This window comes from candidate division WOR-3 bacterium (genome assembly GCA_011052815.1).
In the GTDB taxonomy this organism is placed as follows: domain Bacteria; phylum Hydrothermota; class Tepidihabitantia; order SM23-42; family SM23-42; genus DRIG01.
Genome location: DRIG01000053.1, coordinates 1 through 7,034 on the forward strand (window position 1 = coordinate 1; position 7,034 = coordinate 7,034).

7 protein-coding genes are annotated in these 7,034 nt (G+C 47.0%); 6 read left to right on the forward strand and 1 reads right to left on the reverse strand.

The window, feature by feature from the left end:
- Positions 1 to 2,048 (reverse strand): AAA family ATPase (locus ENI34_04795; protein ID HEC78445.1); only part of this gene is annotated, 2,048 nt, incomplete at its 3' end.
- Between the two features lie 95 nt (positions 2,049 to 2,143).
- On the opposite strand from ENI34_04795, the gene pgsB reads away from it, so the two are divergent.
- The 6 genes from pgsB to ENI34_04825 all read left to right on the forward strand — a co-directional run.
- Positions 2,144 to 3,319 (forward strand): poly-gamma-glutamate synthase PgsB, encoded by a 1,176-nt coding sequence (gene pgsB, locus ENI34_04800; protein ID HEC78446.1) that lies wholly within the window; start codon positions 2,144 to 2,146, stop codon positions 3,317 to 3,319.
- Positions 3,313 to 3,762, forward strand: coding sequence for a poly-gamma-glutamate biosynthesis protein PgsC (gene pgsC / locus ENI34_04805; GenBank protein HEC78447.1), 450 nt, complete (start codon positions 3,313 to 3,315; stop codon positions 3,760 to 3,762). Before pgsB ends, pgsC begins: the two co-directional genes overlap by 7 nt.
- Entirely contained in the window at positions 3,651 to 4,835 is a 1,185-nt protein-coding gene (pgsW, locus tag ENI34_04810; protein ID HEC78448.1) for a poly-gamma-glutamate system protein, read from the forward strand. The genes pgsC and pgsW overlap by 112 nt, the downstream gene beginning before the upstream one ends.
- Positions 4,828 to 5,658: a hypothetical protein gene (locus tag ENI34_04815; protein ID HEC78449.1), complete on the forward strand. Its 831-nt coding sequence runs from the start codon at positions 4,828 to 4,830 to the stop codon at positions 5,656 to 5,658. The genes pgsW and ENI34_04815 overlap by 8 nt, the downstream gene beginning before the upstream one ends.
- Positions 5,655 to 6,650, forward strand: a complete 996-nt coding sequence (locus tag ENI34_04820; protein HEC78450.1) for a hypothetical protein — start codon at positions 5,655 to 5,657, stop codon at positions 6,648 to 6,650. Before ENI34_04815 ends, ENI34_04820 begins: the two co-directional genes overlap by 4 nt.
- Positions 6,651 to 6,660: 10 nt before the next feature.
- On the forward strand, positions 6,661 to 7,034 hold a 374-nt coding region (locus ENI34_04825; protein HEC78451.1), incomplete at its 3' end, for a hypothetical protein.

The following is a 7,034-nucleotide window of genomic DNA, read 5'->3' on the forward strand; positions in this document are numbered from 1 at the left end:
ACATCCTTTTTCACCTGTTCATAATCAAAAGAGCCGTTCTTCAAATTTTCCGTGATGATCTCACTGCCGATATTCGAGGTCATAATGATAATCGTATTTTTAAAGTCCACGGTCCTGCCCTGGCCGTCGGTCAATCTGCCGTCGTCGAGGAGTTGGAGCAGGATATTGAAGATATCCGGATGTGCCTTTTCAAACTCATCGAGCAGGATTACTCGATAGGGTCGTCGGCGTACCGCTTCAGTGAGCTGACCGCCTTCTTCATATCCCACATAACCGGGTGGTGCACCGATCAAACGGGAAACAGTATGCTTCTCCTGATATTCACTCATATCAATGCGGACCATCGCCTCTTCCGTATCAAAGAGAAATTCGGCGAGTGATTTTGCAAGCTCGGTCTTACCGACTCCTGTAGGTCCCAGGAAGATGAATGAACCGATCGGTCGATTAGGGTCTTTCAAACCGGCGCGTGAACGTCTGATTGCATCGCTGACCGCTGTCACGGCGTCGTTCTGGTCAATCAGCCTCTGATGAATCCTATCTTCCATCTTTAAAAGTTTATCCATCTCCGACTCGACCATCCTGGAGACCGGAATCCCGGTCCACGACGATACGATCTGGGCGATATCCTCTTCAGTCACCCGATCGTCGATGCCGCGCTGTTTCATCCATTCGTTTCTCTTACGCCTGTATTCTTCCTGAATACGGTCGGCTTCGTCACGCAGTTCCGCCGCCTTTTCATAATCACGACGGTCAACCGCCGCCCTGCCTTCTTCACCGAGTTGTTCCAGACGCCGCTCCATCTCTTTCAGTTCTTCGGGCATCGAATAGACTTCTATCCGGGCACGCGCACAAGCCTCATCAATCAAATCGATCGCCTTATCAGGCAGAAATCTTTCGGTTATATATCTATCAGACAACTTGACAGCGGCTTCAATCGCTGAATCATCGATCACCACACCGTGGTGCGATTCATAGCGTTTTCTTAAACCTTTTAAGATCTCTATGGTGTCTTCAAGCGACGGCTCACTGACGAATACCGGCGCGAACCGTCGTTCCAGTGCCGCATCCTTTTCAATATACTTTCTGTACTCATTGAGTGTCGTGGCGCCGATACACTGGAGTTCACCGCGTGCCAGTGCGGGCTTCAGCATATTCGACGCATCGATCGCACCCTCTGCGGCGCCGGCGCCGACAATCGTATGCATCTCATCGATGAAAAGAATTATCTCTCCCTTACCCTTTTTTATCTCATCCATCACCGCCTTTAATCTATCTTCGAATTCACCACGGTATTTGGAGCCTGCAACGAGTGCTCCCATATCGAGCGAAAGTATGCGTTTATCCTTTAATATCTCAGGAACATTCTTCTCCACAATCTTCTGAGCAAGTCCCTCGACGATCGCGGTCTTACCGACACCCGCATCACCGATGAGTACGGGATTGTTCTTTGTACGACGCGACAGCACCTGAATGACACGCTTTATCTCCTTATCCCTTCCAATGACCGGATCAAGCTTTCCCTGTTTTGCAAGGGCGGTGATGTCCCGTGCAAACCTCTCAAGCGCCATATATTTGTTTTCGGCGTCCTGATCAGTCACACGCTGCGAACCGCGGATGGTCTGCAACGCCTGATAGACCTTTTCCTTATTAATTCCGAATTCCCTGAGTAATTTCGCAGTATCCCCTTCCCGTTCTTCAGTAATCGCCAGAAAGATATGTTCGCATCCGACGTATTCATCCTTCATACGCTGTGCTTCACTACGCGCCAGGGTCAACAGATTCTTTACACGCGGTGTGATATAAATCTGAGCGGTCGCACCGCCGTAAACTTTTGGCCTGACATCGAGTGTCGATTCGAGTCGACGCTGGACCGCTTCCGGCATAATATCCATCCGCTTCAATATCTTTCCGAGCAGACCGTCGTCCTGCCTGAGCAATGCCAGGAAGATATGTTCGGTATCAAGCTCTTGATGGTTGTATTCATCAAGGATTTCCTGTGCAAGTGCCAGCGCCTCCTGCGCCTTTTGAGTAAATTTATCGTATCTCATTTCAATATTTAGACAGCATTTCCGTGCTTTTTGTTTATTAAAGGCGAATGGATGAGGGTTAATTGACAAATTATTAAAATAGTATATAATTAAATATGTTGATGGGTATCTACGCGGTACTGGTCCTGCTTTTTCTGCTGATTGGTTACCTGATAACCGAAAGAATTATCCACAAAAAACATATCCAGGCATTACCCATCCGCATCTGGGTCAACGGTTCAAGGGGTAAATCATCCGTGACGCGGCTGATCGCCGCAGGTCTACGGGCGAAATACGAAAAAGTAATCGCCAAGACCACCGGCACCGCCCCCAGATTCATCGTGGATAATACTACAGAATATCCGGTTATCCGACTCGGCCTGGCGAATATCAGGGAACAGATCAGAATATTCAAAAAAGCTATCGAAGAAAGACCCGCGGCAGTGGTACTCGAATGTATGGCTCTCAGACCCGACCTCCAGAAGATTGAATCAAAACAGATCGTAGAGCCGACGGCGGTGGTGATAACCAATATCAGGCCCGACCATCTGGATGTAATGGGTCCGACCGTCAAAGATATCGCAAAGACATTTGTCGAAACCATCCCGAAAAACTGCCCCCTGTTCACGAATGAAGGCGAACTGCTCGAAAAGTTCAAAAAAAAACTTAAACGTCAGAACAGTAAACTGATCAAAGCAGACCCGGAAAAAGTCCCCGACTCCGAAGTAAAAAAATTCCCTTACTGGGAACATAAAGAAAACATCTGCCTCGCCCTCGAAGTCTGCAGATATTTCGGAGTCGAAAAAAAGAAGGCTCTCCAGTATATGCAGAAGGTCACACCCGACCCCGGCGCTTTGAGAAGATACAAACTCAGACTGAACAATCAACAGGTCCTCCTGGTTAATGCTATGGCGGCGAATGACCCGGAATCGACCCATCGAATCTGGAAATCACTCAATAAAGACCATCCAGAAGTCGATATCCTGATCAACTGCCGTAATGACCGGCTCGACCGCTCTCTCCAGATAGCCGAACTCCTCAAAAACCATCTCAACACGGCATCCCGTTATATCCTCACGGGCAGCGGCACCGACATTCTGGAAAAGAGGCTGACAAAGACCTTTGATAAAGACAAGATCGTAAATCTGGGCGGAGCAAAGCCGCACCAGACGGTTGATGCGGTCTCTCAGCTCATCTCCGACGAATCTCTGCTCTTTGCGATCGGCAACACCGTGGGTTACGGCGCTGAACTGATAAAAGAGTTTCTCAAACATCAGGAGGGAAAATGCTGATCGAAGCAGTCGGTCTGGGAATGTTTCTGAGTCTTATCTTAACCGAGACCATTGGATTGGCTGCAGGCGGTATCGTGGTGCCGGGCTATATCGCACTTGTGCTCCATCATCCGCTTCAAGTCGTCAGCACAGTAATCGCCGGTATCATCACTTTTCTCTGCGTCAAATTAATCTCTTACTACACGATAATCTATGGAAGAAGATTATTGATCATCTCGATATTAATCGGCTATCTCATCGCCTACTTCACCAAGCTTTCGCCCCAGCTCGGAATAGACGCCCTGACCCTGAATATCGAAACCGTGGGTTATGTGATTCCCGGGCTGATCGCATACTGGATCGCCCGCCAGGGAATGATTCCCACTCTCGCCGCCATGCTCATAGTCTCCAGCCTGGTGAGGTTCATCATCATCATCATCCACAATGGAGTCGTGCTGCCGTGAAGCGCCGCCAGGGTAAACTCTCCATCATCTCCTTGATAATTGTAAGTCTGATCACCCTGCTGTTGATCTTTCTGGAACTGAACTCAAAGTCAAAGACAAAAGCCGAATACTACAATGAGAAAACAGCCGCAGCCGAACTCACCAGAAAGGCGTTCGAAACGATTCGAGCGGCTGTGGACAGCCTGCACATCGTGATTGACAACATAAACGACCCCAATGAAACCGGACTCATCGGCATTCAATATTCACCGATCACCACGGAGCGCGGTGACCTCACTGCAAAGTTGACCGCGACCAACCCGAATTTCGCGGCGATGATCATCGAACTTCTCAAAACCGCGGGATTGAAAAAGGGTGATACAGCGGCGGTCGCATTGAGCGGTTCGTTACCCGCATTGAACATCGCCGCCCTCTGTGCACTGCAGACCCTCGGAGTGGAACCGATAATCGTCACCTCGGCGGGTTCTGCGATGTGGGGCGCCAATTACCCTGAATTTACATATCTTGATATGGAGGCGCTGCTTCATAAGAAAGGGATAATAAAATACAGGACACGCGCCGCAACCCTGGGAGGCAAGGACGACATCGGCAGAGGGCTTAGTCCTGAAGGACGTGAATATCTCACCACCGCGATCCAGAGAAACGATATAAAATTTCTGGAAGCCGACAACCTGGAGAATGCGCTCACAAAAAGGATGGAGTTCTACGGCAGATACAAAAACATAAAACTTTTTATAAACATTGATGAATATCCTACACCCCTGATGGGGAAAGATGCACCGAACGGATTTATCGCTCCCCACAGAATAAAAAACGGAACAGGTGTCATCCCGCAATTCTCTAATAAAGGAATCCCGGTCGTCAATCTCGTAAATATCAACCGGCTCGCCGAGAAATACAGATTACCGATCGCCCCCATTCCGATGCCTGATATCGGAGAAGGCAGGCTCTATTATGAGTACAGATATTCAGTAAATCAGGCGGTTGTCTCACTTGTGATACTTTTAATCATACTGTTCATACTTTTAAGGTATGACATTGAATATTACATAGCAAGGAGAAAAAATGGTTAAACTTTTGATATTGTTATGTGTATTTTCACAGATAAAAAATATCGAGCCTGATAAAAAATGGGAGATAGAAATCATCACCAGGAAGACCCAGACATACCGCCTTCTGACAAAAAAGGAACCGGTGACATTCACGGTCGAAGGACCCACTTATCTCCGGGTGTATACGAGAATCTTCTGGCCCGATGCATCGAAGAACGACCAGATATACAAAATCATTCTCCAGGAAAATGAAACCGATGAAAGAATCCTCACCTTTGAAACAAAGATATCCGAAAGCACGAAAGATAAAAAAGGACACTCCATCAGCAGGTGGCGTTCATTCTATATCAATGTCCCCGACGGAATAAACAGGTATAAATTAATCCACTGGTCTTCACCCCTTGATACAATCCTGTTGAAATTCGCCTATGAATCGCCCAAAAGATGGGTGGACGTGCCCGCCACTGAATACAACTCGATACTTGAGGTAATCGAGGAAGAAAGGATTGTGAAATACTACGAATTAAAGAAAGACAAAGAACTGCTCCTTAAATTGAACGGACCTGTCAAGCTGAAGGTTGTGTCGCGATTGAATTATGACGAAACCCTGCTCGGAAAACAGACCTATACCATCCTGGTGGAAGACAACGGCAAGGAGACCGATTTCCCCCTGAAATGCTACAAATCAGAAACCATAAGCTATAAAAACAGAAAAGAGATCGTGCCGTCCAACGGACGGAATTTCTACCTGAATCTCGATCGGGGTCTGCATACCCTTAAATTCAAACTGAGAGGCACGGTTGCAAGCAGCGCATCATTAAGATTTTTAATCGAGGAAAAATGAATATCATCGTCTTTATATTGGGCGTCTGGGACTATTCATATACGTTTGCCATAGATTGTGTATATGACAACAATATCTTCGCCTATTCGCAGAACTATATTGAAGATTTTCTCGCGCAGACCAGGCCCGAGCGGTTTCCCTTTGAAACATACGATGATTTAATCACCGCCTCCCGCCTCAATCTTCTCATAAGAAACCGCTTCTTTGGAAAAAGAACCACGACCTTTAACATCGGTGTCGCACTCAACCATTATCTCATAAACCAGCAGAAGGATTTCCAGAAGCTGGATATCGGACTCAGACAGTCGTTCGGTAAATCCGCAGTGAAGTTGTCATATCGGCTCATTCCCGAATATCTAATCCGCTATTACAAAAATCCCAGAAGTCAAAATACGGAATATATCGGATGTTCGGTGAACTACCAGACCGTGTCCATGAAATTTTCTCTCTTCCACTTCTCCCCTCTTCTCTTTCACCTGACCTACAGGCTGAAATCCGATGACTATACAACGGAATTCGATCGATACGACGCCGTCATCCACACCGGTAAGGTGAATATGGAATTCAAATTGTCCAGAAGATTCAGCCTGAGCAGCGCCTATGAATTCAAGGTCTCAAAAACAGACTCGGGTTCGAATTCCGGGACAGGAACCGACCCTGTTCCTGACGGCGATTACCAGAGCCAGACCGCCGGTATGGGATTCGACCTTGAAAAGAAACTCGTGCTGCCTGCAGAATTGTCGATTTATTATAAATATAATTTCATGAATTTTTCAAGCGGCTCAATCCTTGATTCACTCCACTACAGCAGGCAGGACCACATTCACCTGCTGGTGTTTGCTGTGAAATTCAGATTATCACCGGGTTTGCGTCTGGGAATTTCCTATACAAGACGGATACGTAAAGCCACCTCCCTGCTCTTTTCAGAGATCGACCGAATAAAGAATTATGACAAACACCGCATCAAAACAGGAATAGAGTTTTACTATTAGGAAACAAAAAATGAAGATAATCTTTTATATCATATTTCCAATCATATTTTTGACGGTCCTGTGCGGCAGGCCCGAAGTATCGGAGACTGCTGAGCCGACCTTTGAAATCATCGGAGTGTGTGCGCTTCCCGGCTATTCCCAGGACATTGATATAAAAGGTGATTTTGCATATGTCGCCGATGACCAGGGCGGCCTTCAGATCATCGACATCACTTCTTCTGAAAATCCCCGTGTTGTCGGAGAATATGAAAGTGAAAAGAGTATCGTGGGCGTGGCTGTAAGGGATACATTCGCATATCTCGCCGTATATCATAACCAGGGCGGAATAAGGGTGATAAATATCGCAGAACCGGAAAATCCGTTCTTTGTGGGAGAAGATAACTG